Source organism: Pleomorphochaeta naphthae, from assembly GCF_055396005.1.
On sequence record NZ_AP042457.1, the window covers coordinates 1052007 to 1078924 of the forward strand.

General features: G+C 28.3%; 25 protein-coding genes and 1 pseudogene. 7 read left to right on the top strand and 19 right to left on the bottom strand.

Annotation, left to right across the window (positions count from 1 at the left end; all coding sequences use genetic code 11):
• Positions 1 to 97 precede the first annotated feature (97 nt).
• Positions 98 to 1054, bottom strand: coding sequence for a LacI family DNA-binding transcriptional regulator (locus tag ACZ5SO_RS04795; protein ID WP_464627170.1), 957 nt, complete (start codon positions 1052 to 1054; stop codon positions 98 to 100).
• 80 nt (positions 1055 to 1134) lie between these two features.
• Between ACZ5SO_RS04795 and ACZ5SO_RS04800 the strand changes: the two genes are divergently transcribed.
• From ACZ5SO_RS04800 to ACZ5SO_RS04810, 3 genes are all read left to right on the top strand, one after another.
• The gene (locus tag ACZ5SO_RS04800; RefSeq protein WP_464627171.1) at positions 1135 to 2187 is read left to right on the top strand and encodes a UDP-glucose--hexose-1-phosphate uridylyltransferase; all 1053 of its coding nucleotides are present in this window, start codon (positions 1135 to 1137) and stop codon (positions 2185 to 2187) included.
• Positions 2188 to 2198: 11 nt separating this feature from the next.
• Positions 2199 to 3464, top strand: a complete 1266-nt coding sequence (locus ACZ5SO_RS04805; RefSeq protein ID WP_464627173.1) for a galactokinase — start codon at positions 2199 to 2201, stop codon at positions 3462 to 3464.
• A gap of 403 nt (positions 3465 to 3867) precedes the next feature.
• Positions 3868 to 4365, top strand: a complete 498-nt coding sequence (locus ACZ5SO_RS04810) for a hypothetical protein (protein WP_464627175.1) — start codon at positions 3868 to 3870, stop codon at positions 4363 to 4365.
• A 134-nt stretch (positions 4366 to 4499) separates the two neighbouring features.
• On the opposite strand, the pseudogene ACZ5SO_RS04815 reads toward ACZ5SO_RS04810, so the two are convergent.
• From ACZ5SO_RS04815 to ACZ5SO_RS04830, 4 genes and pseudogenes are all read right to left on the bottom strand, one after another.
• Positions 4500 to 4796, bottom strand: a pseudogene (locus ACZ5SO_RS04815) (EAL domain-containing protein); the annotation flags it as partial.
• A 51-nt stretch (positions 4797 to 4847) separates the two neighbouring features.
• A complete protein-coding gene (locus ACZ5SO_RS04820; RefSeq protein WP_464627830.1) occupies positions 4848 to 5816 on the bottom strand; it encodes an IS3 family transposase in 969 nt (322 codons plus the stop codon).
• Positions 5777 to 6082 (bottom strand): transposase, encoded by a 306-nt coding sequence (locus ACZ5SO_RS04825; RefSeq protein ID WP_464623952.1) that lies wholly within the window; start codon positions 6080 to 6082, stop codon positions 5777 to 5779. Before ACZ5SO_RS04825 ends, ACZ5SO_RS04820 begins: the two co-directional genes overlap by 40 nt.
• A gap of 29 nt (positions 6083 to 6111) precedes the next feature.
• Complete coding sequence (locus ACZ5SO_RS04830; protein ID WP_464627177.1) at positions 6112 to 7548, bottom strand: EAL domain-containing protein; 1437 nt, start codon at positions 7546 to 7548, stop codon at positions 6112 to 6114.
• Positions 7549 to 7724: 176 nt separating this feature from the next.
• On the opposite strand from ACZ5SO_RS04830, the gene ACZ5SO_RS04835 reads away from it, so the two are divergent.
• Positions 7725 to 9041, top strand: coding sequence for an ISL3 family transposase (locus ACZ5SO_RS04835; RefSeq protein WP_464627178.1), 1317 nt, complete (start codon positions 7725 to 7727; stop codon positions 9039 to 9041).
• A 41-nt stretch (positions 9042 to 9082) separates the two neighbouring features.
• Here the strand turns inward: ACZ5SO_RS04835 and ACZ5SO_RS04840 are convergent, their stop codons facing one another.
• The 4 genes from ACZ5SO_RS04840 to rpmB all read right to left on the bottom strand — a co-directional run bounded on the left by ACZ5SO_RS04840 (position 9083) and on the right by rpmB (position 14459).
• On the bottom strand, positions 9083 to 10168 hold the full coding sequence (locus ACZ5SO_RS04840) for a cache domain-containing protein (RefSeq protein ID WP_464627179.1): 1086 nt from the start codon (positions 10166 to 10168) through the stop codon (positions 9083 to 9085).
• A gap of 279 nt (positions 10169 to 10447) precedes the next feature.
• On the bottom strand, positions 10448 to 11722 hold the full coding sequence (gene thrC, locus ACZ5SO_RS04845) for a threonine synthase (protein WP_464627181.1): 1275 nt from the start codon (positions 11720 to 11722) through the stop codon (positions 10448 to 10450).
• Positions 11723 to 11734: 12 nt separating this feature from the next.
• On the bottom strand, positions 11735 to 14122 hold the full coding sequence (thrA, locus tag ACZ5SO_RS04850) for a bifunctional aspartate kinase/homoserine dehydrogenase I (RefSeq protein ID WP_464627182.1): 2388 nt from the start codon (positions 14120 to 14122) through the stop codon (positions 11735 to 11737).
• A 109-nt stretch (positions 14123 to 14231) separates the two neighbouring features.
• Positions 14232 to 14459, bottom strand: a complete 228-nt coding sequence (gene rpmB, locus ACZ5SO_RS04855) for a 50S ribosomal protein L28 (RefSeq protein ID WP_464627183.1) — start codon at positions 14457 to 14459, stop codon at positions 14232 to 14234.
• Positions 14460 to 14808: 349 nt separating this feature from the next.
• Between rpmB and ACZ5SO_RS04860 the strand changes: the two genes are divergently transcribed.
• Positions 14809 to 15315: a hypothetical protein gene (locus ACZ5SO_RS04860; protein WP_464627184.1), complete on the top strand. Its 507-nt coding sequence runs from the start codon at positions 14809 to 14811 to the stop codon at positions 15313 to 15315.
• Here ACZ5SO_RS04860 and ACZ5SO_RS04865 read toward each other — a convergent pair.
• From ACZ5SO_RS04865 to ACZ5SO_RS04900, 8 genes are all read right to left on the bottom strand, one after another.
• Entirely contained in the window at positions 15284 to 15904 is a 621-nt protein-coding gene (locus tag ACZ5SO_RS04865) for an endonuclease III domain-containing protein (protein WP_464627186.1), read from the bottom strand. The genes ACZ5SO_RS04860 and ACZ5SO_RS04865 overlap by 32 nt on opposite strands.
• Positions 15905 to 15965: 61 nt before the next feature.
• A complete protein-coding gene (locus tag ACZ5SO_RS04870) occupies positions 15966 to 16922 on the bottom strand; it encodes a carbohydrate kinase family protein (protein ID WP_464627188.1) in 957 nt (318 codons plus the stop codon).
• Between the two features lie 76 nt (positions 16923 to 16998).
• Positions 16999 to 17361, bottom strand: coding sequence for a transposase (locus ACZ5SO_RS04875; protein ID WP_464627189.1), 363 nt, complete (start codon positions 17359 to 17361; stop codon positions 16999 to 17001).
• Positions 17348 to 17491 (bottom strand): hypothetical protein, encoded by a 144-nt coding sequence (locus tag ACZ5SO_RS04880; RefSeq protein WP_464627190.1) that lies wholly within the window; start codon positions 17489 to 17491, stop codon positions 17348 to 17350. The genes ACZ5SO_RS04875 and ACZ5SO_RS04880 overlap by 14 nt, the downstream gene beginning before the upstream one ends.
• A 49-nt stretch (positions 17492 to 17540) precedes the next feature.
• Positions 17541 to 17960: an IS110 family transposase gene (locus ACZ5SO_RS04885; protein ID WP_464627191.1), complete on the bottom strand. Its 420-nt coding sequence runs from the start codon at positions 17958 to 17960 to the stop codon at positions 17541 to 17543.
• A gap of 554 nt (positions 17961 to 18514) precedes the next feature.
• A complete protein-coding gene (locus tag ACZ5SO_RS04890; RefSeq protein WP_464627193.1) occupies positions 18515 to 19354 on the bottom strand; it encodes a carbohydrate ABC transporter permease in 840 nt (279 codons plus the stop codon).
• Positions 19341 to 20222 (bottom strand): carbohydrate ABC transporter permease, encoded by an 882-nt coding sequence (locus ACZ5SO_RS04895; RefSeq protein WP_464627195.1) that lies wholly within the window; start codon positions 20220 to 20222, stop codon positions 19341 to 19343. The genes ACZ5SO_RS04890 and ACZ5SO_RS04895 overlap by 14 nt, the downstream gene beginning before the upstream one ends.
• Before the next feature lie 71 nt (positions 20223 to 20293).
• Positions 20294 to 21685: an ABC transporter substrate-binding protein gene (locus ACZ5SO_RS04900; RefSeq protein ID WP_464627196.1), complete on the bottom strand. Its 1392-nt coding sequence runs from the start codon at positions 21683 to 21685 to the stop codon at positions 20294 to 20296.
• Positions 21686 to 21874: 189 nt separating this feature from the next.
• On the opposite strand from ACZ5SO_RS04900, the gene ACZ5SO_RS04905 reads away from it, so the two are divergent.
• Positions 21875 to 22645: a DeoR family transcriptional regulator gene (locus ACZ5SO_RS04905; RefSeq protein ID WP_464627198.1), complete on the top strand. Its 771-nt coding sequence runs from the start codon at positions 21875 to 21877 to the stop codon at positions 22643 to 22645.
• A gap of 50 nt (positions 22646 to 22695) precedes the next feature.
• Complete coding sequence (locus ACZ5SO_RS04910; RefSeq protein WP_464627200.1) at positions 22696 to 24024, top strand: glycoside hydrolase family 32 protein; 1329 nt, start codon at positions 22696 to 22698, stop codon at positions 24022 to 24024.
• A gap of 163 nt (positions 24025 to 24187) precedes the next feature.
• On the opposite strand, the gene ACZ5SO_RS04915 is transcribed toward ACZ5SO_RS04910, so the two are convergent.
• Positions 24188 to 24931, bottom strand: a complete 744-nt coding sequence (locus tag ACZ5SO_RS04915; RefSeq protein ID WP_464627201.1) for an endonuclease/exonuclease/phosphatase family protein — start codon at positions 24929 to 24931, stop codon at positions 24188 to 24190.
• Positions 24931 to 26916, bottom strand: coding sequence for a glycoside hydrolase family protein (locus tag ACZ5SO_RS04920; RefSeq protein ID WP_464627203.1), 1986 nt, complete (start codon positions 26914 to 26916; stop codon positions 24931 to 24933). The genes ACZ5SO_RS04915 and ACZ5SO_RS04920 overlap by 1 nt, the downstream gene beginning before the upstream one ends.
• Between the last annotated feature and the right edge of the window lie 2 nt (positions 26917 to 26918).

Below are 26918 nucleotides of genomic sequence, written 5' to 3' on the forward strand. Positions count from 1 at the left end.
TTATTTTATTTTACTTCAACTGATTAAATATTTTATAATCAAAAATAATAAAATAACGATAACGGAAACACATTTCTTTATTCTTATATTTTTGAATTCAATAGATTATTGAAGGATTTACTTTAGAGCCTTTAACTTTTTTACCATTTATCAAATCTATAATATTTTTTAAAGCTAATTCATAAATTTCATCAATATGGAAATCTATAGAGGCAACATTGCTAATTAAAGAGATATAAGGTGCTCCATCATAACCAATAATTGGTAAATTTATATTTTGCTTAACAATTGTTTGAACTAATACTAAATCATTTACAAAAGCGATACCATCGTAATTATTATCTAGAATCAAATCATATATATTTTCGACCATTGAGTTAATTTCTATCTTATTCATAAAATCAATTTGCAATGTTGAAATATTAGGATAGATTTGCTTTATGCCAACTAATCTTTGTTTATGTGATAAAACTTCATCTAGGTAACCTGTAATATATAATGGATTTTTTACACCCTTTTCTTTTAAAAATTCCCCTTGCAATCTTCCACCGTATTCATTATCAGTAGAAACGTGCAAAAATTTATCATTAGGAGTTATATGGTGAGCCAAAATATAAGGGATTTGTAAATTACCAAAATATGCCTCTTCTTGTTTATTATCAATATCATAGCCAACTATTGCATCAACCGTCTTTTCAATGTCATGTAATTGATCTTTAGATTCAATTGTATAAAAGCTTAATTGATAACTTGTGTTTTCTATTGCGTTTAGCATACCCTTTTGTGCCTGAGCGTAAAACCAATCAAAAAGTTTCAATGAACCCCAATAATATAATCTATCTGTTTTACTTATTTTCACAACAGCTATTACACCTGTCCCTCTTCTTCTTAATTGAGATGCTGCTTTATTTGGAATGTAATTTAAAGTTTTTGCAGCCTCAAGAACTTTTTTTCTAAGTTCTTGTGAAACTGAATTTGGATTGTTGAATACTCTACTTACTGTTGCACTACTTACATTTGCTAGTTTTGCAACTTCGTTTCTATTTGTTGGCATAATTTTCCCTTTCCAATCTTGACTAAGTGTATATTATACTATAATGTACACGTGTACATATCAATACAATAGGAGCTTATATGGAAAAATTAAATCAGTCAACTCATAACAGATTAAATGTGTTAACAGGTGAATGGATAAAAGTCTCTCCTCATAGAACTAAAAGACCTTGGCAGGGACAGGTAGAAGATATACAAAGACCAAGTGAAATAAGATATGAGCCATCATGTTATCTTTGTCCAAATAATACTCGAAGTAACAATGAACAAAATCCTGATTATAAGGATACTTATGTTTTCACTAACGATTTTTCTGCATTAATTAAAGATTCAAATAGTGATGAACAATCTTTTGGTCCAAATAATATGCTAAAATCAAAGGGTGAAAAAGGTATTTGTAAAGTAATATGTTTCTCTCCTAGACATGATTTGACAGTTGCTAGAATGGACATCGATTCAATCGTGAAAATAATAAATGTATGGCGTGATCAATATAATGAATTAGGAAGTAAGCCATTTATAAATCATGTTCAAATATTTGAAAACAAAGGTTCAATTATGGGGTGTTCAAATCCCCATCCTCATGGTCAAATTTGGGCTGAGGAAGTAATTCCTAATTTACCTAAAGTCGAATTAGAAAAACAAGCTGAGTATTATTTACAAAATAAGAGTTCCCTATTATTAGATTATGCTCAATATGAGCTTAAAGAAAACACTAGAGTTGTTTATAGTAATAATGATTTTGTAGTTGTAGTTCCTTATTGGGCTACCTGGCCATACGAAACTATGATATTACCACTAAATAAACCTTTTGAATCTTTAAATGATTTAAGTAAAGAAAATGATGTAAATTTAGCTAAAGCTATTAGTGCTTTAACTATAAAATATGATAATCTATTTAAGACAAGCTTCCCTTATTCAATGGGTATTCATCAAAAACCGACTAATGATACTAAGTATTATGGTAACGTAATGCATTTCCATTACTTTCCTCCTCTATTAAGATCTGCAACAGTTAAAAAATTCATGGTTGGTTATGAATTACTAGCTATGGCACAAAGAGATATAACAGCAGAAACTGCTGCCCAACAATTAAGAGAACTTAGTTCAATTCATTATTTAAATTTATTATAAAGGAATGATTTATGATTAAAATATCAGATATTCAAAATAAAAAATTACATGAAATTTATCCTGATCTATACGGTTCTGAATATGATTGTGAGTTTTTAGATAAAAGATTTATAAAATTACTTCAAACTCATAAAAGTCTTTTCAACAAAGATGGTGCAAATTTGTTTTCAACTTCTGGTCGAACTGAATTAGGAGGAAATCATACAGATCATAATCTAGGTAAAGTCTTAGCAGCTTCAATTAATCTTGATACAATTGCCGCTGTTAATAAAACTGGTGATAATAAAGCGATTTTAATCAGTGAAGGATTTCCTGCTGTTGAAATAGATTTAACTAATTTGGAATATGTTAAACAGGAGGAAAATACTACTCATGGACTTTTAAGAGGAATAGCATATTCTTTTAAACAAAGAGGTTTAAATATTGGTGGTTTTATTGCTAACACTTCTACTAATGTTTTAAAAGGTAGTGGGTTATCTTCTTCAGCAGCTATTGAAGTGTTATGTGCAACTATCTTTAATCATCTTTATAATGATGATTTGTTATCGCCTGTAGAATTGGCAAAAATTGGTCAATTTGCTGAAAATCATTATTATGGTAAACCTAGTGGATTGATGGACCAAACAGCTTGTGCTTGTGGTGGTATTGTGTCAATTGACTTTAAAGACAACAATTCTCCTTTAGTTGAACAAATTCCATTTAATTTTCACGAGTTTGGTTATAATATTATTATTGTCGATACTAAAGGTTCACATGATAATTTAACACATTGTTATAAAGATATTCCTAAAGAAATGAAATTGGTTGCTCAATATTTTGAGAAAGAAGTTTTAAGAGAAGTTGATAGAGAAACTTTTTTTTCTAATATTGCACAATTGAGAAAGGATTTAAATAACGATAGGGCAATTCTTAGAGCTATTCATTACTTTAATGAAAATATACGTGTAGATGAAATGGTCCATGCTTTAAAAAATAATGATCTAAAAACTTATCTAAAAAAAGTTAATGAATCTGGTCAAAGCTCCTATAATTATTTGCAAAATTTATACGAAAATTATAAAGAACAAGGTTTAGGTCTAGCCTTATCTATTTTAGAAACTACACTTAAAGGAGAAGGTGCATTTAGAGTCCATGGTGGTGGTTTTGCAGGAACTGTTCAAGCTTATATTCCTTGCGAAATGACTGAAAATATTATAACTTGTTTAGAAAATGTGTTTGGAAAAAATTGTGTATCGATTTTAAATATAAGAAAAAATCAAACTTTATGTTTTGCTTAATTTTTATTTGAAATTATCAATAATTTCATTTTGATATTATATGCATTACTTAATAATTTGAATATTTTTAAGGTGATTATTATTTAATGTTTTTAGTATACAAATATTTAAGATATTGTAACTAATGAAAATCGCTAAAAAGTTATACTTTTAGTTAATTTCAATAACTAAAAGTATATTTTTTAAGAATTTTAAATGATAAATTTGTATTGATTTGTGCTAGGTATTTTGCTTAAAAAATTAAGATTTAAACTTAATTTTCATTATAAACCATTTTTTTGACAATGATTTTCCACTCTGTTAATATTTTATATAGAACAATAATAAGTATAATAAAATTTTACTATTTCTTCTAATTATATGAGGCAATATTTATATTGTAGTAACATTTAAGGAGTTTGTTTTGCATAAGTTTATACCTATTAATTATTATAAAACGTTAATTTATATAATTAACCTATCAGGGTTATCATGTGAAGATTTTGCTAAAAAAGCTGATATTTCTTTAAGTTTAATTAGGCATGCTGATGAAACTTGGAACCCTAAATATTCAACAGTTGAAAAAATTTGTTCTGTTGTAAATCTTTCTGTAGCTAGTTTTTTTAATATCGCTGAACATCTTTCAGGAGTAAGCGATTCGATCACTATGAAATTTGTTATTAATAATGATAAACTTAGTCCTGAAGAAATGAATTATAAATTAAAAAAATTTAGAAATGACTTACATCTATCTGAATCTGAATTAGCCAAACGTTCTGGAATAAATAAAACTAATATATGTAATAGAGAACATGGAAAAATAAAAACACAAATGCTCTGTTCAACATTAGAGAAATATGCCTATAGTTTAGGTCTATCAATGAGTGGTTTAACTGATAAATTGTATAAGAATTCAAATTAATATTTCAAGAAAATATTGCAAATAATTAGATTTTATTTTGTTATGCTTTAATATTATTTTTATAAAACAATTAATTTAAGTATCTCTTATTTAATATTTGTAGGAGATACTTTTTTTATTAATTGTTCAATTTTTTAAATATGTTTTGATATATATTTCTTTAAATCATCAAATATCAAAGGTTTGCTATAATAGTAACCTTGAATATAATTACATCCAATTGATTTAACATATTCAACTTGTTCTTTTGTTTCAACCCCTTCTGTGATTACTTTTAAGTTAAACTCATTTGCGATTTGAACTATAACTTTAGCTATTCCTCCATTATCTGAATCTGGGTAATCTTTAATAAAACTTCTATCAATTTTAATCTTATCAAAATCTAAATTTTTCAAATAACTTAAAGAAGAAAAACCTGTGCCAAAATCATCTAATGCGACTGATTATAGTGAGATGCGAATCAAGACACTTTCTAAAATATTTCACGAATATTTCAGTAGTTTTTCCTCTTTTTTCGCTGCACCAGTAAATGCATTGTAATAAATTTCATTTGGTGCATAATATCCCAACGATTGGTGTGGCCTTGTAATATTAAAATAATTAATAAACCAATCCAATCCTTCTTCCAATTCACTCATGGTAGAGTAATCATGAAGAAAAATATGTTCATATTTTAGAGTTCTCCAAGTTCTCTCCATATATATATTATCCATTGCTTGACCAACAGAATCCATACTAATTCTAATATGTTCTCTTTTTAATACTGCAAGGAATTCATTTGAGGTAAATTGGCTACCTTGGTCACTATTAAAAATTGATGGTACTCCATAAATTTCTATGGATTTTTCTAAACATTCAATGCAAAAATATACGTCCATTGTATTACTTAATTTCCATGAAAGTATTTTACGACTGTAAAGATCTATTATTGCACAAAGGTAAACAAATCCATGGGGTAATGCTATATAAGTAATATCTGTAGCCCATACTTGATTTACATATTGGATAACCATGTTTCTCAACAGATAAGGGTATTTCTTATGATTTTTACCTTTTTTAGCTCTAGAAGTATTCTTTACTGCTATAGCACTATATATCCCTAATTCCTTCATTAAACGCCTTACAATGCTCTCTGTTGCCCACTTATATCCTTTTTTTATTAATATAACAGATATTTTTCTATATCCTAAAAATGGAACTGGGGACCAAGCTTTAAGTATAATCATTGCTCTTTCATAATCAATTTTTCTCTCTTCTCTATATTTTATTTCTCTTTCTATATGATGATTTAACCAATCATAATAATGACTTCTACTTATATCTAATATATTACATTGCTTACTTATTGAACATTCAATAGTATGTCCAAATGAAAAATATTTAAGACCTGGAGTAATAAGTTCGCAAAGATCTAATCCAATAAATTCATCTTTTTTTTTAAAAGCTCTAATTCAAGCTGAGATTTACCATAAGCTTTGGTAATGAACTCTATTTTATCTTTTGCTTCTTCTAATTCTTTTTCAGTTTTTGTATTTTTCTTTGATTCTTCAAAAGGAGATAAATCATGCCGTAATAAACTTTTTTTCCACAATGAAACCATACTTGGTGTAACTTGATATTTTGCTGCAATTTCTTGTACTGTAGCTTCCTCTTGTATTGCTTCTAATGCAACCTTTAATTTTGTGTCTTTGCTAATTGTCCTTCTTTTTCTACCCATAATTAATATATTATTCCTTTGGGAATAAACTAACAAGGATTCGTGAAATTATTTTTCTGTTGTCTAGTAACTCGTCTCAGTATAGATAGACCTAGTCTCTTAAAATTTTGAAGCTTAATATTTACGATATTAACATCTTTAACTAAAATACTTTCAGTTATTTCAATTTCAAATTTACTCAAATCGATTGAATATTTATCAGAAAAATCTTTGAATTTTTCTATCAAATGTAAATCTTGGAATTGTATAGGTGAAACATTTATAGAGATTTTGAAATTATCTGGAACAATATTTTCAATTTCCTTAAAATCTTTAAATACCCTTTCAATTAACCAATATCCAATATCAATTATATAACCTGATTTCTCTGCTATCGGTATAAAGAAAAATGGTGAAATATTGCCTAAATCAGGATTATTCCATCTTATTAATGCTTCAGCACCTTCGATTTTATTCGTTTTAATATTTACCTGAGGTTGGTAATTTACGCTTAATTCATTATTGATAATTGATTTTCTCAATAATAAACTCATTTTCATAACTCTATTAACTTCTTCTTTTAATTTTGGAGAAGAAAAAATAAAATCGTGCGTTTTATCACCCTTTGCTGCTTCAAGTGCAATACTAGCACTAGATAATAAACCTTCTGAGGTAATATCATCATCTGGATAAATAGCTATACCAGCTTTAATTTCAAAAAAGAATCCATCCTTAATGGTTGATATTCTGTTTTGATTAATTTTGAAAAATTGTTTAGCAAACTTTTTAATGTTATTTTTAGAACTATAGGAAATTAAGCCAATAGCAAAAGTATTCTTAGATATTTGGGCAATAAAATCTTCTTGAGTCAAAATTTCATGAATTTTATTTATAAAACTATTTATATTTTGCGATACCTCTTCAGATGTTTTATTAAAAACCATATCATTGTAATTTAAAATTGAAAAATAAAATAATCCAAACGGTTTATGATCTTTATTCAAAACTCTTAAATCAACTAACTTTTTTAAGAAGCTTTCATTTGGTAAGTCTGTGTCTAAATTAAAATTTTTGAGCCTATTAATATTAGCTTCATTTTCTTTTATTCTTGTTAGATCGGAATAAATTCCAATATATTTTATAGTATTGTTACTATATTTGGACTTAATTGAATATATGTGTAATAACTTAGGGTAAAAAACCCCATCTTTTTTTCTATCCCATACTTCCCCACTCCATGATCCAGTGGTATTTATTTTATTCCACATGTCTTGATAGAACTCCGATGTATGTAGACCAGATTTAAAATGATTTGTTTTTAATCCAATTACTTCAGATGCTTTAAAACCTGTTATTTGTTCAAATGATTTATTAACAAATGTAATTCTTGTATCTTTGTCAGTTATTAATATAGCATCGTTTGTATTTTTAGCAATCTTGGTTGTGAGATTTAGTTGTTCTTTGTCTTTGGAGTGATAATATATCATAATAAGAGGCTTCATCAGTAAATGTGGGTAAAATTTAAAAAATTGGAGTTAATTTATTTTAGTAAATTGGAGTTGTAAAGAAAAAAAAATATTTAAATTTCAGAAATATAATTGAAAAGGTCACTAGTTATCGACTATTGTAGTTTTACCACAAACCAACAAAAGAGGTATAACCAGTGACTAGAACGAGCTTATTAAAAGAATTAATCGGTGTCAATAATGTAAAAGTTAAAAGTTGGGAATTAATTACTAATTCTAAAAATATTAAAGAGCTTTATATTCATGTAGAACCATATAAAAGAGAGCAAAACAGATGCCCAATATGTGGAAAAAAATTACCTGGATACGACAAAAAAGAAGCTCCTCGAAAATGGAGATCTCTTGATGTTGGAAACATTCCTGTATATGTCCTAGCTAATACTAATAGAGTAACTTGTTCAGAACATGGTGTTATAACTGCAGCAGTTCCTTGGGCTAGGCATAACTCTAGATTTACTAAAGATTTTGAAAATCAAGTAGCCTGGTTAGCTTTTAATTTAAGCAAGAAAACATTATCAGAGTTTATGGGTGTTTCTTGGAATACTGTTGGTGATATTATTAATAGAGTATTAATAGATGTAGCTCCTAAATATGAAGATAGGTTTAACAATTTAGTTAATATTGGAATTGATGAAACTAGCTATAAAAAAGGACATAATTATATTACAACAGTTGTAAATAACGATGATAGTACAGTTATATGGGCAGAGGAAGGACATAATCAAAAAACTTTATCTAAATTCTTTGAATATTTAAGTCCAAAACAGAGAGCCTCTATTAAGACTGTTAGTGGTGATGGAGCTAGATGGATAAAGGCTTGTCTAGATAAATATATTCCTAATGCAGAGCGTTGTATTGATCCTTTTCATGCAATTGGATGGGCACAAGTTGCTTTAGATGATGTAAGAAAAGCTGCCTCCCAAAGAGCAAAAGTAATACTTGAACAGAAAGAAGGGGAAATGAAGAAACGAGGTAGAGGACGACCTAAGAAAGGAGATGAGAAACCAATAGATGAATCAAAGATTATAAAAAATTCTAAATTTGCCTTACGCAAGAACCCTGAAAACTTAACAAAAAATCAGAGAGAAAAATTGGAAATGATAAAGCTTAATGATAATCAATTATATAGAGCATATAGGCTAAAAGAAGAGCTTAGATTTATATTCAAGCTTGATGATATGGATGAAGTTAAAGAACATTTAGATTCATGGTTATCTTGGGCTAGAAGATGCAGAATACCAAGTTTTATAGATCTTGGAAGAAAAATAAAACGACACTATGATGCTATTATGGCAACTAGAACATACAATATTAGCAATGCAAAAACTGAGGCTTTAAATAACAAAATAAAACTCTGTATTAGAAGAGCTTACGGGTTTAGAAACATAAATAATTTACTCAATTCTGTACTTTTGGTTTGTAGTAACATAAAAATCTCTTTAGCTAATAGATAAAATCAGTTAACAAAGGGACTTAACAAGAGAATTAATAGAATCTAACCCACAAATAGTTTAGAAGAGCCCATAATAATTATATATAGAATCAATAAACAAAGTGTAACTAGGATAATAAAATCAGTGAGTGATAGATTGAAAATAAATATATTCGCCATTATTGGTAGGGTATTTTTATTAAATTTAGAAACAAAATACCAACAACAGTCCTCTGCATAATAATTTTCAATATTTTCAGTTGGAACTATTTTTCTGTAATAGAATATTTCATCGTCTACTTCTATATAACCACTTTCATTTTGTAAAAGTTCATCAAATACAGATGGTTGTTCTGTTGCAAAATTGTATTGCTCTTCATTTTCAAACATAAAAGAAAAAGTTTTTGATGTATCTTGATTGTATAGATAATATCCATCAGAATTAATCAAAAAAGGAACGATAAATTCGTATTCAATATCTTTCAATTGTTCTTCTAATATGTAAAATATGTCTGAACCTAAATAATTTATAATTAGTATACTTTTAAGTTCATTATTATCACTATATAAAGGTGTTGCTACTCTAACTATTGGTTTATTAGGTTTTTCAACAACTTTATTTTCAACATTTAAGTCAAGATCAGAAATATAAATTTCACCCTTTGATAATTTTAATACTTCGTTAAAATATGATGAATCTTGTTTGTTTTGAAGATTTTCTTCTTTAACAATAATTGGTGTACCATCGATATTATTTACTCTAATTATCTCTTTTCCGTTAAGGTCTAATAGTCTAACTTGATCTAAATGAGATTTTGTTAACGCAACACGGTAAAACATTTGCTGAACTTCATTAAAGTTTGAAGGAGATTCAAAATTAATATAATCAGATAATTCATTAGCATTTTTAATTAAATTCAAATCCTCAACACTTTCATTATAAATATCTTTTACAATACTATCTATTGTATTAGCACGTTGACGTTGTTCTCCAATTATCAATTGAATAGTTGTATCAATTTGAATTTTTGTAAAATAACTAAAAATAGAAATATATAATATAATAAATGGAATTATGATTAAGGATGATATTTTAAGTATCCTTAAAACATCATGTTTATTTAATTTAATTTTAATTCTTTCCTCCAATGATATTAGCAATCTTCATAAACTAATCCAACATTTTACATTAAATCATTTCTATTATATTTAATATATTTATTATAGTCAAATTTTTCTTAGCAATATTATATATTTATTATATACAAATAATTACATAATAAATAGTATAAGTTCTGGGAGTTTGTACTTTTTTGTTAATTCAATAACATTTATTTTTATCTATTTATATTTAGTCTTTATAAAAAAAGGTTTAACAATTAAAATATTGCTAAACCTTATTAATAAACTGTTAATGTAATTATTTGATTATTTAAATAACTCTTTATAGTCTGTTGAAACACTTATAAAATTCCCTTGTTTATTTAAGAGTTCACTTAAACTTTTGGGAACTGGTATCTCTTTACCAATTAAAGGTTCTACTATTGTTTCAAATTTAGCTGGATGAGCTGTTGAAACTATAATTGAAGGTTTGTCTTTATAATGTGTCTCATATACATATTTAGCACAAGCTGTATGTGGACAAATAATATAACAAGTATCTTCATAAGTTTTCTTGATTGTTTGTTTTATTTGTTCATCACTTACACTGTAAGAGGAAACAAATTGTCTAAACAATTCAATATCACCATATAAATTAAACAATCTTTCCATATTACTTGGTGCCCCTACATCCATTGCGTTAGCTAGAGTTTTAACACTAGGTCGAGGTTCATATTCTCCTGTTGCTAAATAATCTGGAATTGTTTTATTTTCATTCACTGCTAATACTATTGATTCTATTGGAACTCCAGTAGTAAAAGCCCAATATGCAGCACAACTATTACCAACATTACCACTAGGTATTATGAAATTAGGATTTTCACCGTACATGGATCTAAATAAATGACTGGCAAAAACGTAATAGACACTTTGTGGTAAAAGACGACCTAAATTAATTGAGTTAGCACTTGTTAGACCCCATTTCTCACTTAATTCTTTGTCCATGAATGCATCTTTAACCATTTTTTGACAATCGTCAAAGGTTCCATCAACTTCATAAGCTTGAATGTTTTCACCCAAAACAGTTAATTGCTTCTTTTGTCTTTCACTTACTCTATTTTTTGGATATAAAACTTTAACCTTAATACCTTCTTTTTTGTAAAAGGCTGAAGCAACAGCGCCCCCTGTATCACCGCTAGTAGCAACTAATATTGTTAATTCTTTTTTTGTCTTAAGAATTATTTTCTCTAAAGTAGAAGCTAAAAAGCGTGCACCAAAATCTTTAAATGCAGCTGTTGGTCCATGATATAGTTCTAATACGCTTTGCTTATCTCCAAGTTGGACTAAAGGGACGTTGAAATTAAAAGCTTCCATACATATTTGTGCTAAATCATCTATTGTAATATACTTATCTTCCTCAAAATATGGAGCTAATACTTCAAAAGCCATTTCAGGAAATGATGAAATCTCACCAATGTTCATATTTACTAATGAAGGAAAAGTTTCAGGGACATATAAACCGCCATCTTCTGCTAATCCTTTTAAAATGGCTTCTCCTGCAGTTATTTTTTTTGAAAGACCTCTTGTTGAAACAAAATACATTTACCTATCTCCTTATACCCTTGCACCTAAATATGCGCTTAATCTTAAAATATCTGAAAATACTCCACCAGCTGTAACTTCTCTTCCTGCTCCAGGACCTTTTATAACTAAAGGTTGGGTAGAATATCTATCTGTTATAAAACAAATTACATTATCAGTTCCACTTGCCTGTGAGAAAGGATGATTCATAGGATAGCCTTTTAATGCCACACTACACTTTCCATTTTCATCTACACGTCCAACATAACATAATCTCTTGTTTTCCGCTTTAGCTTTTTCAAATTTTTCTTGAATTGGTTTATCTAATTGCTCTAATTTTGTCATAAATTCGTCAACAGGAAGTTTTGCAAGTTCTTCAGGGACTAAACTTTCAATTGGAACATCGCTAACTTCAACTTCATAGCCTAACTCTCTAGCCAAAATTACAGTTTTTCTTCCTACATCCATACCAGATAAATCATCTCTAGGATCAGGTTCTGTGTATCCCATTTCTTTAGCTTTTTTAACTAGATCACTGAATTTAACACTTCCATCATAATTATTAAATAACCAAGCTAAAGTTCCAGATACTATACCCTCTATACTTCTAACATTATCTCCAGTTTGAACTAAATCTTTCAAGGTGTTGATAACAGGAAGGCCTGCTCCTACTGTAGTTTCATAATAAAATCTACGGCCTGTTGTTAAACATGTATCAAATAATTCTTTATAATATTTAATATCTGCAGTACCAGCTTTTTTATTAGGTGTTACTATATGCATTCCATTCTTCATCCAATCTACATATCTCTTAGCTAAATCACTGCTTGAAGAACAGTCTACAATAGCCCTATGAGGAAAATATGTGGCACTTACGTGATTGGCAAATTTTTCAATATCTAATGGGACACTGTTTTTCTTGAAGTTTTCTCTCCAAGTTGATAAATCAATTCCATCTTCATCTAACAACATAAATTTACTACTTGCTATTGCTCTTATTCTTAAATCAATACGGAATTTTTCATATAATGCTGTAGATTCATTGGCTATTTGATCTAATAAGGTTCCACCTATATTCCCAGGTCCAATTATCCCTATTGATAATGCTTGCTTTGATAAGAAAAAAGCTGCATGTAAGGCTCTCAATGCCCTTGTACTATCACAAGATTCAATTACTGCACTAATGTTTCTTTCACTTGCGCCTTGAGCAATTGCTTTAACATTAACACCGGCTTTGCCTAAGGAACTAAAGAATTTACCAGCAACACCTTTTTTCCCAGCCATATTGTTGCCAACTGCCGCTATAACTGCTAAGTCTCTGATACATTCTATAGAATTAATAATATCGTCTCTCAATTCTTCATGAAAATTAATACTAACTGCTTCTATTGCTCTATCTGCATGATCTAAAGGAACTGCTATAGATATAGAATACTCAGAAGAAGCTTGAGAATATAAAATTACATTTACATTCGCTGCTTTTAATGCTTCGAAAACTTTTGATGAAAATCCAACTCTGCCACTCAAGCCAGCACCTTCTATGCTAATAAGGGCAACGTTATGAACTACTGAGAAACCTTTCACAGAAGGTCCATTAGTAGTATTTTCACAATTATTAATTAAAGTACCTTCTTCATCAAAATATTTCCAACATCTAAGTCTAACTTGAATTCCTTTAGATATAGCATATAAAATAGCTTTTGAATTAATTAATGTAGATCCAAAATATGAAAGCTCTGTTGCTTCGCTATAACAAAGATTTTCAATTACTGTTGCACTTGGTACTTCATTTACATCAGCTGTAGTCAATAGTGCTTTTGAATTCCAAAAAACTAAGTTTGTTGTATTTAATTGAACTGCTAATTTTGACGCAAAGATTTCTGCATTAAAACTTTCTTTGATTTTATGAATTGCAGGAGTAACTATCGAAAAGTCTGGCAATGTTGAGGATGTAATTGCTAATGCTTCATTAGCATCAAAGTTGTGCAGTTTATCTCCATTCGATTCAACAAATGCTTTAGCTATATTTGCAATCCAAGTCCCAACTATATAATCAAAATATCCTAAAGTTCCATAAGACACATCACCGACTAGCCATACACTTTTTAGAATATCTTCTATGTTTGTAAAATTCTTCTTTATTAAATCAGATAATTTAGTTCTGAATTGATTATTTACTAATTCATAAATTACATCATTTAATAAAGCTTCTTTTTCTTCAAGTTTAACCCAAACCATTTCATCTTTAGCTTTAGCCAAATCTATTAAAGTTTTTGCTTCAATTATTTTCTCTTTATCACTTGTAATAACAATTACTAATTTATTTTCTAAATTAGATTGCCTTAGTGATAATAATTTATCACGTCCTTCCTTATTTAATAACATTGAAGCTTCTAATGCATGAATATTGATTTTTTTCAAGATAACTCTCCTGTTTAAGATAATAAACTTTATAGTGAACAAAAAGCCTAATATGCGAAAAAGAGCCCAAAGGGGCTCTTTTACATATAGGTTGCATTATGAAAACAAATTATAGTTTATCAACTGCACCACTACGTAGGCAACGTGTACAAACTTTGACAGTACGTGGAGTACCGTTTACTGTTGTCTTAACAGTAACAAGATTTGGGCGGAAAACGCGTTTGGATTTTACACCAATATGCTGACCTACACCACCCTTCTTCTTTGCTTGACCTTTTCTGGTAACATTGTTGCCTGCAACTGTTCCCTTTCCGCAAATTTCACATCTACGAGCCATACTATATCCACCTTATAAAAAATATTGATTATTAAAACGTTGTTGCTATCCAGAGAGCCTTGCACGAGAAAAATACTCGTGAGCATTACGCAAGGTATTTTGAAAAGCGCAGTTCAACTCTATGCAAATTAACAAATAAAATAGATTGTGTAAATACCTTTTTCATTGCATATTGCAAAGTATTTACATATTTATTTATTTTCTTCACAGAAAATCAATCCAACGTGCTTTCATTGTAATAAATCTATTAAGATTATTCTATACTAATTTTAATTTAATTTATATTAATTTCACCCTTTTTTTTAAAAAATACTAGTTATAATACTTAATTTATCTTAATATTATTTTTATGAAAATTAAGCTTATTACACTAAAATTAAAAGATAATGACTTTTCTTATTTGAAAAAATTAAAAAAAGATCTTTTTCTACATACAAATAATCCTAGTTTTAATTTAATTGAACCTTTTGTTATTTTAGGAAAAACAGATTTACAAAGTTTTAATAATCTAAAAATAAAAGCTATTGAAACACCACTTTGTTTTAATTCTTTAGCAACTAACAATAATAATGTATGTTTTATTGATGCAAAAACAAATGAATCTATTGAATATTTGCAATCTCTTCTATGTAATAAAACAGTAATAAATTTTAAATCAAAGTATTTTAACTTATTAGAAGATAATGATAAATATCCTATAATTCATCTCGGAAATGCGATAAAAAATGATATTAAAGTTAATCCCATTGTTATAAGTGATTATCGTATTGAGCTTTTAGAGATAATAATTATGGATAACAAAGTAACCTATAGGGTCTTAGACTCTATTCATCTCTCGATGGACAAAGATCTTTAAGACAACAATCTTTACAATTAGGTTTTCTTGCATGACAGACTTCTCTTCCATGAAGATTGACTGTCATAGAAAACCTGTATAAGTATTTATCTTCTAATAAAGATCTCACTTTCATTTCAATTTTTGTTGGATCTTTTTCTTCTACTATTTTCAATCTGTTTAAGACTCTTTTTACATGTGTGTCAACTATTACTGCTCCTTGATGATATATATCCCCTATAACACAGTTTGCTGTTTTTCTTCCAACACCAGGTAGTTTAACTAATTCTTTAATATTATCGGGGACTGTTTTATTTACTAGAGCTTTTGAACAGTTTATTATATTTTTAGCTTTTACTTTATAAAATCCAGTTGGTTTAATTATTCTACAAACATCTTCATAATCCGCCTTTGATAAGCTTTTTGCATCAGGATATTTATCAAATAGTTCTACCGTAACGATATTAACCATTTTATCAGTTGTTTGAGCTGATAATATAACAGATATTAAAAATTGAAATGGATCTTTTTTATCCAAAAAAACTATCTCTTCTTTTGAGTTTTTGTCTAAGATTTCATAAACTTTTAAAATATATTCTTTTTCATTCATAACAGTAAAATACTATAATGTTAATTATATAAAAAGTTCAATCTTAAACGAATAAACTAAATCAAGAATTTACTAATTTTAATATTTCATTTTTAGATGGCAGAGATTTTATTACCCCTTTTTTGCTTGCAACTAGACTTGCAGCAGCATTTGCAAAAATTAGAGTTTCATGCAATTTCTTTTTATCTAAATTAGATAAGCCATATTCTAAAATTTTGTAAAGACAACTGCCCATAAAGGAATCACCAGCTCCAGTTGTATCAACACACTTTACATTTAAGAATGTTGGTTCCTTAATTTCAATATCTTTATAATATGCTTTACTACCATCTTTTCCTAGGGTTAAAAAAATTAAGTCAATATCATATTTATTTTTGATTATGGTGATAGCTTTATCTAAATTATCTTCTGATGTAAACCATTTAATTTCATTATCTGCAATTTTTAAAATATTGCAGTGTCTTAAACCTAAATCAAAAGCATTTTTAGCATTAGATTCATCATCCCATAAGTTTTCTCTTAAATTAGGGTCAAATGATATTATAGCTTTGTTTTCTTTTGCTATATTAATTGCTTTTAATGTTGCTTTTTTACAATCGTCATTTGTCATGGACAAGGTTCCAAAATGAAAAATATCACATTTCTTAAAATAATAATCTTTAACATCCTCATCTTTTAAACTTGTATCTGCACAATTTTCTCGATAAAATGTAAAACTTCGATCATTATTTTCATCGTGATGCACAAAAGCTAAAGTTGTAGGTTCAAAATCACTTTTTGTTAATCCTTCTGTGTTTATATTTTGTTCTATTAACGTATTTTCTAATTGTGTGCCAAATTTATCATTACCAACTTTTCCAATAAAGGATGTTTTGATACCTAATTTATTTGCCATTGCCAATACATTACATGGAGCACCCCCTGGATTTGCTTCATAACATGGGTTATTGTTTTTTGAAATTCCTATTTGAATAAAATCGATTAGCAACTCCCCTAAGGCCACAATATATTTCGTCATATAATCCTCCTATAAAAGGTCAATAGTTTTTCACAGAAAACCATAACCTAATTTCTCCATTTTTCTTTATTAGAAGCTATACAGCTTCTGCTTGTCGCTTATTAAAATCACCTATTAATTTATTCATATCAAAAGGCTTTTTCTTCTTTAGAATTGCATAAATTACTCTACTAAAGTTTAGTGCAAAGGCAATTATACTTTTCCCACTACCTTTGTTTTTCTTCATTCTTTTATAATCATTAATTAGCGACAAATACCTTAATGATCTTTGTAGACGAAGCATACCCATTACAGCTTGTACCATTGCAGTTCTTAACTCTACAGGTCCATTCTTTGTTATATGTCCGGTAAATCCTTTCTCATTTGAAAACTTTACAAAAGGAGTGAGTCCACAATATGCTGCGAACTGTTTGTAAGTTGCAAATCTATTTATAATCATGGGCATATGCTCTAATGGTTGTAGCTGTTATTTTCCCTACACCTGGAATAGTTTTTAGTAATTGAACATCTTCATCTTCTTGTACAAAATCTTCAATTAATGCCTCTAAAGCCTTGACTTGTTCATCCAAAATTTCTAAAGTTTGAATGAAACTATTTAAGGTAGAGACTGTCCTCTTCTTAAATCAAAGCGTAGTCTTCGAGACCTTTTAGAAGAAGCAGTCTCTTTTTCTTGCTTTGAAATTGAGTGGCAGTTGTTACTATCCCATATCCCAACATCATATTATCTGTCTTTTTAGCACTTAATGTTACAACCTTAAATTTTAAAGTATTAATAACAAGTGTAAAAAAGCCTTCTTTCTGCATTAAGTTTCTAAAGTATCTAGCATTAGAAGTAGCTTCTATTGCCATTGATACATGTGCACCATACTTGTCTTCTAGAGTGTGACATTCACTGATAAAAGCATTATAACCTTCATCGTTAGTTTGATACACTTTCTCAAATAGAATCTCTTTCGTTGATGTTATTGCACAAACTGTAAATTGAGTCTTATGCAAATCAATTCCTACGCTAACAGTTTTGTTTTCCCAGTTAACCATTCTTATCTCCTTGCATTTATTTTTTTTATACACAAAATCAAAAATGGCTCTCTGTTCGGTAGTTGTTCCTCTCTCCTTTTCGGCCTCAGTAAGTGGACCAGTGATTGATACGACTAAAACTCCTCATTCTCCTAAACAGTCTCATATTCTTGGACTAGTAAAACATGTCGAGTTAAAGTCTTGGCCATTCCTCAGTTGTGTGCCATATATTTTAACACACTATAGGAATATTGGTGCAACTACCTGCTATTTACCTTTTTATCACTCCTCCTGATAATAGCTGGTCTATAATACCAATATAATTTTAATAGTTTTCACTAAAAGTGATTCTCTTTATTATTTATTTCACTTTTAGATAAAACTATTTTTTTTAGATGTTTGTTGTCCCCTCTCGTTTTATATTATTTTAATTGGAATCAATATAATGTAATTTAAGTACATTTTATCTTTCTCAAATAATTTGCACTTTTTTGTTAACAAATTTTAAAGATGCCTCCCTAGATATCATAAATCTAGAGAGACAAATTATTATGGTAATCCTAAAAAATAGGACATTATTTTATACCTGAGCGAACAGCACCTTCGACTATATATTTTTGGAATATACTGTAAATAATAATTACAGGTATACTTGCAATAGTTAATGCGGCCATTGTGTGGTTTGTAAAAATATGTTCTCTATCACTGAAAATAGCATTTAATGCTACTTGTATTGGCATCATTTTTTGATTTGATAGTGCCATAACTGGCCATAAAAAATCATTCCATGAAGCTAAAAAGGTAAGAACTCCTACTGTTACATAAATAGATGAGCTTGTTGGAATTACTACTTGGAAGAAAAATCTAAATGAAGAAATACCATCTATTTTACCAGCTTCTACTAGTTCTTTAGGATAAGTAATAAAAGTTTGCCTAAATAAAAATATATTCATAACATTAGCAACAAATGGTAAAATATATCCTGGAATTGTATTTAATAGACTTAAATTATGTACAACCAAATACATTGGTAAAATTATTGCCTCAATTGGAACAATCATCATTGCTATTACAAAGACAAAAATAATATTTTTACCTGGATAATTATACATAGCTAAAGAATAACCTGCAAAGCTATTAACAATTAAACCTAATACTACCATTATCGATGCATATAATAAGGAATTAATAATATTTCTAAAGACATTATAATAATCTAATAACTGCGTATAAGATATAGTCGTAATATCATGAGGAATGAAAGCCATAAAACTATTCATGTCATTATAAATTGTTGACTCTGTTTTAAAAGAAGATATTATCATCCATTCGGTTGGTAATAAAAACAGCAAAGCTATAAAAGTTATACCTATATAAAATAATATCTGATTTGTTTTTTTCTTAGTTTGTTTCATCTGGTAATACCCTTTTAATAATTAGCGAAACTACAATTAAAAATAATGTAAATATTACAGTTACTGCACTTGCATAACCTATATATCTATGTCTAAATCCCTCTTCATAAATAAATTGTAAGATAGTCATTGTACTATAATTTGGACCACCACCAGTCATTACCATTGGTTGAACTATCAATTTAAAAGCTTGAATAATGATTGTAATAAATTGATATACCATAATAGCTCTAAGGCTTGGAATAGTGATATGTAAAAATTGTTTATATTTATTAGCACCATCAATTGTAGCTGCTTCGTACATGCTTTGATCTATATTTTTTAAACCTGCTAGAAATATTAACATTTGATATCCACAACCTGAATATGCAGAAATTACAACAATAGAATTCATTGCTTGTGATGTGCTAGTTAAAAAAGGCTGTGGTGATATGCCAAAGTTTGATAATACTTCATTTACTAAACCAGATGTTGGATTTAATAAACTTGACCAAAGAATTGATACAACAACTAATGATAATATAGCTGGTGAGAAGTATGAGACTCTATAAAAACCGTTTCCTTTAAACTTTTTATTAATTATCAATGCTAAACCTAAGGCTACTGCTAACTGTAACGGAACAACTTTAATAACAAATTGACAAGTATTTAAAAAACTTTTAAATAATTGTTCATCTCCCAATATCCTAATATAATTATCTAATCCTATAAATTTTTGTTGCCCTGGTTTTAATAGAAAATAGTCTGTAAAACTATAAGATAGAGCTGAGCCCATTGGCCATATTATAAATAGGAATAATAATACCATTGCGGGAAGGATGAAGAGATATCCGACAATAATATCATTTCTTCTATTTTTATTTACCATAATAATCTCCTAAATTAAGTTATCGAACCATTTAAATATGTATCAAATGGTCCGATAAAACCGAAATCTCACTAGAATCTGTCGTATTCTTTTTGAATTTTATTCATTGCTTTATTTACTATCTCTCGAATCATGTCAGGGTCATCAGTTTTAGCTTGTCCAATTGCTAAAATTACATCTTTTGCCCATAATTCTGATAGAACTGGATATCCTTTTGTTACAGGACGAGAGTGGTTAGTATTTGCAACTTCATATGCTAAAACACTCCATGCTTCATTTGCTCTTGGATCATCAGAATTTAGATTGATTACATCTAAAGCATTTTTTCTTGAAGGTACAGCACCATTCATTTCATAGTATAGTCTTGCTGCATCATCATCTGATAAAGCTTGTAATACTTCTCCAACAGCCTTACCATAGTCAGTGCTTAAATCAACTGCACTACTACATACAAAAGCCCAAGATCCTGAAGGTGTATACAATCCATCATAATCTTTATTTACTTTTGGATATCTTACAGTCATGTAATCTAAGTCTGGGTAATTTGAAGTAATTTCTGAAACAAACCAGAAACCTAAGATACACATACCTGCTTTTTCAGTATAAAAAGCTTTCAAAGGTTCAGTTGGTAAGACTAAGCCTTCTTTAAAGAATTTTCCTGCAATAGTTAAAGCTTCTATGTTTTCTTCACTATTAAAATAACCATCAAGAGTTAAACCATCTGGACCAATTAAAGAACCCCCATTTCCCCAAAGCAAAGGAGTTAAGAAGTAAGTACCTGTCTCATAAGTTCCTTTTGCTATATCACTTGTTAACCAATCACAAGCAACTTCCATTTGTTGAATTTCAGGCTTATTCATTGTTTCTGGTTTAGTTTTTAAATCTTGAATTGCTCTAGCAACTTCAAGCATATCTGTCCATGTCCAATCTTCATCTATATCTGGGATTAAAGCTTTTTTGTCTTCTGGTAAGTACTTAATAATATCTTTATTCAATCCTATAGCAACAGCACTATCTTGATATCCTAAAGCATAAAATTCATTATTGAAGGTTCCTTGTTGAATGATGCTAGCAGTAAATCCATCAATAAATGATTGTGGAAGTACACTTTCAAGTGGTTGAATAACCCCTGAATCTGCATAAGAAGCTACATCCGGCCCATCTAAAGTAAAAATTTCAGGCATATTTCCAGATGTTAAAGCAGCATTTAATTTATCAATATAACCTGATCCTGCACCAGCTCTTGTGATATTTTGAATTTCTACTTGATATCCATCTGGATGTTCCATGTTGTATTGATCCACAATTTTTTGGAACATCTGACCTTCTCTTGAATCAGCAGAAGCTTGTGTCCAAATGTTGATTACCTCCTTTTCATTAGTTTTTTCACTGTTTCCGCTTGCAAAAATTGGAAAAGAAAAAAAGAGTAAAGAAAGACTAATAAAACAAATTAGTTTTTTCATAATATTTCCTCCTAGAAATTTAAATAAATCTTATTCTTTACATAACCTACTATGATTTTTACAATAACGCAAGTAAAATTTTCAAAAAATCATTAAAAAATGTCACAATAATCAAAAATTATTATTATAAAATGATTATTTGTGATTATTTGCTTGACTTTATGAAGGTCTTAATTTATTGTTATTGTTATGAACACAATAGATATTAGTACTAGACAAAGACAGATTTTAGACGCTATTAAGAATAATTCTGATATAAATGTGAAAAAAATAAGTGAAATAACAGGTGTGGCACCTGCGACTGTAAGACGAGATTTGAATAAACTATCACAGCTTAATTATATAGAAAAAGGTTATGGAAAATTATCCATAGTAAATCCTATAGAAAAAAGAATTAAGGAAACATCTTCTCAATTACAAAAAGATCAAATTTCTTTAATCAAAACCACAGTTAAACAGATACATTCTGGTAATGTTATACTACTTAGTAATAGCTCCTTAAACTGTTATATAGTAGATGAATTATTACTTCAAAAAAAATTCGCTACTATTGTAACAAATTCCTTAACCATATTTGATAGGACTAAAGATTCGTCCACTTTGAACAATATTTTGCTTGCAGGATTATATAATAAAGATACTAAAACCTTTTCTGGAACTACAACATATTCTATTTTATCAACATTAAGAGCAGACTGTTTTGTTATGCATCCTTCTGGAATCGATTTTCAAATAGGTTTTTTAGCAGAACCAACTGAAGATCTACCGCTTTTACAATCTATGATTAATGTAGCAAGGAAAGTAATTCTTTTCGTAGATGAAGCTTGTCTTAAAAAGACATCCGGATTATTAGTTGCAGGATTCAATGTTGTCAATACTCTTGTAATTAATAAAAATGTTTACGAAGAATTTAAAGATGACCTAAATGTCTACGATTTTAATATCGTAATTACAGAATAATTCTACTTTTTATAATATATATTTTTTAATCTAATCTAGGAGTTTTTTTTATGAAAACAACATATCCTCATTTTCATTTTCGTCCCAAAAAAAATTGGATAAATGATCCAAATGGAACTATTTATCATAATGGTTTTTATCATATTTTCTATCAATATAACCCTACTTCTGACTGTTGGGGAAATCTTCATTGGGGTCATGCTCGTACTAAAGATTTTATTAATTATGAAGTGTTAAAAGATAACATTCATCCACAAAAAGAATTAAATGAGATGGATTGTTATTCTGGTTGTCTAGCTATAAATAAAGATAATAAACCAATTGCTTTATATACAAGTGTAGCTGAAAATAATGAGATAGATCCCAATATTCAAAAAGCTGTTTTTTTTGATGATAATATTGAGCATTTTGAAAAAGATAGAATTAATGCTATTGCCACAGATATAGAAAATCTACCACAAGTTAGAGGTGATCTAAGAGATCCATATGTATTTACTGCGGATAATAGGTATTTTTTAGTTTTGGGTGCTGCTGTTGGGGACAAACAAACTCCTTCTGTTCTCCTTTTTGAAAGTGAAGATGGTTCTTTAGTTAATTGGAAATATATAAAAGAACTAGTAACATTTAAACCGATTATTGAACTATTTGAATGTCCAAATTTCTTTTCCCTCAATGACAAATGGGTTTTAGTAGGTTCACCGTATAGAGAAGTTGAATATTATATAGGAACTTTTGATGTTGACAATCTGGACTTCACTATTGAGAAATCTGGTTTAGTTGATTATTGTGCCCAATATTATGCAACTAATACTATTATTGATGATAAGGGAAGAACTATTTTATTTGCTTTTGTTAGAGGCTTTAGTAAAAATCAAGGTTGGAATAATGTTATTTCTATTCCAAGAGAAATAAGTTTAAACGATAATATGGAGCTTATACAACTTCCAATTGAAGAAACTTATAAGCTTAGACAAGATAAATTAATTGATAATCAAAGTTTCGATTTATCTCATGTTGTACAGTATGAAGATGATAATTTATATCAAAGCGAAGTAAATTTTAAAATAAACTTAAAAGATGACTTTAAGATAAATCTTATCCTTAGAGCTAAAAAACAAGGTGTAGTTCAAATTTTATTTTCATCAACTGGTGTCAAATTTGATAATATATTCATTCCTTTTGATAAACGTGAAGAAATTAGTGTTAAACTATTAATAGATCATAGCGTTTTAGAAATATTTTTAAATGATGGGCGACAATGTGCAACTAGAGTTATTGAAGCTTTAAAAGATTTAGAGTTAATTGAATTTAGAGGAAATGGATTAATTAAAAATCTAACTGCTTATAAAATGGGTAAGTTAAATATAAAAGAAGACTAATATTTATTTTGGCTAGGAAATTTTTTGTAATACCAAATATAGCCTAAACATTGTAAATATGACAGATTTAATTATTTTTTTCTTTAATTATAAGTCACTGAAAAAAAACAATATATTTTTCTGTGACTTTTGTATTTTATAATTCTAATAGATCCATTGCTAATTATTTTATTTCAAATATTGCTTCAACAGGGTAATGATCAGATATACCAGTTGAAAGAGTCAATTTAGGTGATGAAGCCATAATTGGTTTTAATTTATAATTATGCATAATTTTATCTATGCTTTCCACTAAATAATATTCATCACTTATTTGCGAATTTGGGAAAGTTATAGGTGCCTCCAAATGGAGAGTTCTAAAAACTTCTGAAAGGTTGGTTTTCTCGCTAATTATTCTCATCGGATGGAATGGATCATTAAAATCTCCACAAACTATAACTCCTTCATCATTTTTTGTTAATTTATTTATTGCATTAGAAAGTAAAATAGCCTCATTATGTCGATAACTGCATCCTGTAGCTAGCTCATCTGCATTACCTTGGTGTGTTAGATGAGCGGTAGAAACAAAAATTATATCATCTGTAGATTTAGATTTTGCTCTTAAATAAAAAAGTCCTCTATTTGTTTCAGGCATAAGTAAATCTACTCTACCATGGTCAACCTCTTCAAATAATTTTTTATTATAATAGATGTTAGATTCATCTCTCCAACCAAGAAAATCATCTTCAACTCTGCTATAATTTTGTAAAATTATATCTAAAAAAGTTCTTGTTTCTTGTCTAATTTCTTGAATGCATAAAAAATCCGGTTGAAATATTTGGAAAAATTTATTTATTGAAGGTTTTCTTATTTCTAATTTTTCTGTATTCCAAAGATTAAGTGTCATAATTGAAAATCGTAGATTCATTATATTACCTCCGAAAAATCATTTTCAATTTTTATTAAATATTTAAGTACTAAAACTTGTACCCAAGCTATGTCTATCAAAAAATAACCATTATGATGGGCTTTATCATTAAAATAATCCCATCTAGTATGATTAATTTGCTCAGGAATCCAGCCTATATATTCTTTGCTTCTCCCTAATAAATCATCCGGTTTTGATATTAGTTGTGTGCAGGAATTAATCATGTTTTTAGCTAGTTTTAAATATATTTGCCCTCCACAATATTTATATAGCCGTAAAAAATCATAAGCTATCATCATCCCATATAAGTCTAAATGTTGATTTGCAATGGAAACTACACTTAATCCTTTTGTCTTAAAATTTCTTTCTCCTAGAGGAGTTGTAGGATCAAAGACAATATTATCTGCCATTATCCATGTCATTATAAATGTGGCACTTTTTTCACATAATGACAAAATATATTTAGTTCTAAATTCTTTTATATCATACAATTCCAAGAAACTGCTCAATAATATTTGACCGGCTTCCTTATCACATGAGTCTGCATCTAAAGTGTCTCCAAAATAAGAGCCTGTTTCTATTAATTTTGCATAATATTTTATTGCTTTTTTAATTGAGTTTAATAGCTTTTCACTTTTTGTTTGTTTATAGTATTTGATAAAAAATAAAAATATATAAGCTCCATTTGTGCCTTTATCGTCAATTAATGTGCCATCTTTACTCCACCACCTTCCGAAGTTCCCACTCTCAAGTTGATGTTCTAAATAAAAATTAACAATGTTATCTATAAGTTTTAAGTATTTCTTTTTACTTATGGGGTCACAGTATTTAGATAATGAAAGATAAGCCAATAATGCTTCTCCATTAGTTCTAGAATTCACATTCCATCTAAACTCATTATTTTCACCAATTCCAAGATATCCTCCCCAAATATTGGATTTTAAATCTTGGCAGTCTCGAAAGATTCCACGAGGCTTTTCTGCTTGTAAAAAATAATTTCCTATAGATTTAGCTAAATCTTTATATGATAAATTTTCCAAAGTAATTTTTTCTTGTTCTTCTAAAATTTGTTTTATTTCATAGCTTAAATTATCTTTTAAATTATTTATTTCTATAGAGCACAAAATTGAAGCAGCTTCTACACTTTTTACTAAAAAAGATGCACTAGTATATTCATATATTTCTTGATGAGGTTCATTTCCTTTCCCCATTTTTATGTAGTGTCCGCTTTTACCTCTTTCTACTAAAAATAATAAATGTTTCAATAACAAGCCTTTAAAATCATAGAATGATAATTTAGGTTCGACTCTAGGAGTCAAATTTATAAATTTTTCTAAAAATATTTTATAATCACCTAATAAATCATTTTTTTTAGTATCGTTTATATAAAATATATATTCTTGGTTTATCTTTGTTCCTTTATCTAAATTAGTATACGAATTCTCATCATTAATAATTGTTTTTTCTAAACTGTTTTTTCCTGTATATTCATAAGGCCATTCAATAGAAGGCAAACTAAAAGATACACTTGTTTTAGTCCAACTAGTGGCTAAATGCTTATTATTTGCCCTATGAGCTAAAATTAGAGTCTTATTACTCCCTTTAATTTCTATACATCCTGGTATTGTCATTCTACTCTCATCAAATGACCAATATTTTTCATCTTTTAATCTAGGGAATTTACCTTTCCCCTCTAAGTTACCTTTATAAATAACAGATGGAATAAATATTTCATAATTTACAACATCATGGTTAATAATTAATTCAATTTTATATCTATTAGTTTTTAGAACTTTGATTTCTCTCTTTATTTTGATAAAACTATCTTCTATTTCTACATTATCTTTTATTATTAAACAATTATATGACCAAAATAATTCGTTATTCTTTTGTTTAAAGTTTTTTAATTTTTCTCTGTTTTTTATTGTTCTTATATTATTTGAAATATTAATAATTGTATCATTAATTTTGATGGGAAATAACATTT